The sequence below is a fragment of the Paenibacillus agricola genome (assembly GCF_011440305.1).
GTDB lineage: Bacteria > Bacillota > Bacilli > Paenibacillales > NBRC-103111 > Paenibacillus_S > Paenibacillus_S agricola.
Genome location: NZ_JAAOIW010000060.1, coordinates 1 through 2,360 on the forward strand (window position 1 = coordinate 1; position 2,360 = coordinate 2,360).

Genomic DNA, 2,360 nt, shown 5'->3' on the forward strand with positions numbered 1-2,360 from the left:
TGATGATGGCAGAGGGGAACCACACGTTCCCATCTCGAACACGACCGTTAAGCCCTCTAGCGCCAATGGTACTTGAACCGCAGGGTTCTGGGAGAGTAGGACATTGCCAAGCAATAGTATCAACGAATAAGAAAGAGCCTTTCAGATGCAAGTCTGGAAGGCTCTTTCTCTGTCTTCTAAGTATAGATATGGCTAACTATTTTTTCGTACGTGCTATTAAATCCGTTACAGTGACGAATTGGTAGCCCTGCCCTTTTAGTTCCGGCAATATTTGCTGCAGGGCGGCAACAGTTTGGCTGCAATCTCCCTGCAAGTCATGAAATAAAATAATATCCCCGTTATGCACATTTGATAGTACGGTATTAACAATTTGATCTACCCCAGGCTTCTTCCAGTCCTTTGTGTCCTGGTACCAAGACCACATAACGACAGTTAGCTGGTCCTCTCCTGTTAATTGAAGGAGGGCATCATTATAGAAGCCTCCAGGCGGACGGAATACGTGGGGCATCTGTTCCGTAATATCAAATATAATCTCCTGAGTCTGGCGTATTTCTTCGATTAATTTTTCTGGAGAGACATTTTTCAAATAATGATGGTCGAAAGTATGATTAGCAATCTCATGCCCTTCATTCACTTCACGTATAGCGATCGACGGATACATTTGGACCCTTTTTCCCAAAACAAAAAAAGTTGCTTTTGCCTGATACTCATTTAACAAATCTAAAATTTGTGGAGTGTAGACGGGGTTAGGACCATCATCAAAAGTAATAGCAATAAGCTTTTTATCTGTAGTTACATTCCACACAACCTCGCTGTTTGGATTCGCAGAGGTTACCACGGTCAGGGCAAAAAACCATGAAAGAAGTGCAGCTTTCCCAATCAATGTTAGCATACGTCTATCACTCCTTGAAGCTTGATACCTATTAGTTTGTCGCAGACCTTCTGGATTATGCAAAAAAAGAGCAACTGCTGCTAAACAGTCACTCTCTTCGCGCTTGACCTTCTTGGTTATTCCAAAATGAATATATTTACTTGTTGCATACCAAATTCAAACGCTTTTTCTTTAGGGTCAGGGACGTAAATATCAATTTTATTTCCTTTGATAGCTCCACCTGTATCGGTAGCAGTAGCGAACATTCCACCAGCGGGGAGACCGTCATATCGATATCCCTCGATATATACTTTGGAACCTAAGGGTATTACGGTTGGATCCACAGCTATAGTACCCACAGATAAGGGGTTACCCAAAAAATCTATACCTTCATACCCTCCATTTTCAGAAGAAGAGCCAGTATATGCAGTGGCTGTTCCTTGAATTAATTTGTAGTTGGGTGCGTACCATGAGGGTGCGTGATATTTTCCATCCTGGTTAAGTATGGCAATACGATTCTGGGAATCCCATTGGATCCTAATACTCAAAGCATCAGCGAGGTCACGAAAGGGGATATATGCCGTTCCATTGATTAATTGGGGCGCAGACTTTAAGAGGACTTTTTGTCCATTCAAAAGTGCCGTGTGTTCTCCCGTTACAAAGGATAAGGTCTGTGCACTATTTTTTAAAATGATTTGTATGGCTTGTCCTTTATGCTCCCAACTTGTTTCATACTCAAGTTTTTTACTTATAGCTCGGAGGGGGATTTGTAAACGATTGGCGCTATCGACAAAAGGCTGTGCATCCGGAAAAGGGATCAGGTGTTCATTGATCTGTACTTTGATTTCACTTATAGAAGGTGGAGCTGCAAGTACAAAAGAGGTAGGCATAAGAAAAGTGAACATTAAGATAAAAGCGACGACGTAATTTTTAAAGTATGACTTCATTAAATCCTCCTTGAGTAATCGTCTTTTTTCGGACTTCGATTTTACAGGCTCTGTGTATAGTGGGGAGAGAGAGACTGAATAATGACAGGTGACGGTTCGGAAGTAAGGAATATAAATGGCATTTTTAGAAGTTACCATATAGATTAGGACAGTACAACCTACAAAATCATCCAATAATAGCCTGAATATGCTAATTAGGGGAAATGGATAGGGATATAAAGATTTATTATAAAAAGTACTTGCTATTGTATTAGGCAATATGTTATATTGATCTTCCGGCTGTTAGACGGATACTTAAATTCCGAAAGCGAGTTAATAATAATTGAAAAAATAACTTGCAATTAGCCGAGAGATTATGTTATAGTATAAAAGTTGCTTTTGACGGAAACGTTAAAAATAACTGAACAAATGAGTATTTTGTCCTTTGAAAACTGAATCAACGAGTGAGTAAAAATAGAGAATGCAAGTTCTCGCCAGATGTAAAGAATGAGGCAACTCAAGTTCTACCTTAATGGAGAGTTTGATCCTGGCTCAGGACGAAC

The 2,360-nt window shown here is 40.1% G+C and carries 2 protein-coding genes and 1 rRNA gene; 1 reads left to right on the forward strand and 2 read right to left on the reverse strand.

Annotated features, from left to right (window positions below; all coding sequences use genetic code 11):
• Window positions 1-112 (forward strand): 5S ribosomal RNA (rrf, locus tag G9U52_RS38965); the annotation flags it as partial.
• 84 nt (window positions 113-196) lie between these two features.
• Here rrf and G9U52_RS38970 read toward each other — a convergent pair.
• Both G9U52_RS38970 and G9U52_RS41245 read right to left on the reverse strand, forming a co-directional pair.
• On the reverse strand, window positions 197-892 hold the full coding sequence (locus G9U52_RS38970; protein ID WP_166158841.1) for a polysaccharide deacetylase family protein: 696 nt from the start codon (window positions 890-892) through the stop codon (window positions 197-199).
• A gap of 116 nt (window positions 893-1,008) precedes the next feature.
• A complete protein-coding gene (locus tag G9U52_RS41245; protein WP_166158843.1) occupies window positions 1,009-1,818 on the reverse strand; it encodes a stalk domain-containing protein in 810 nt (269 codons plus the stop codon).
• Between the last annotated feature and the right edge of the window lie 542 nt (window positions 1,819-2,360).

What these genes read in the sequence shown, in the direction of transcription:
- G9U52_RS38970 (WP_166158841.1), bottom strand. Translation starts at nt 892, where the DNA reads ATGCTAACATTGATTGGGAAAGCTGCACTTCTTTCATGGTTTTTTGCC.
- G9U52_RS41245 (WP_166158843.1), bottom strand. Translation starts at nt 1,818, where the DNA reads ATGAAGTCATACTTTAAAAATTACGTCGTCGCTTTTATCTTAATGTTC.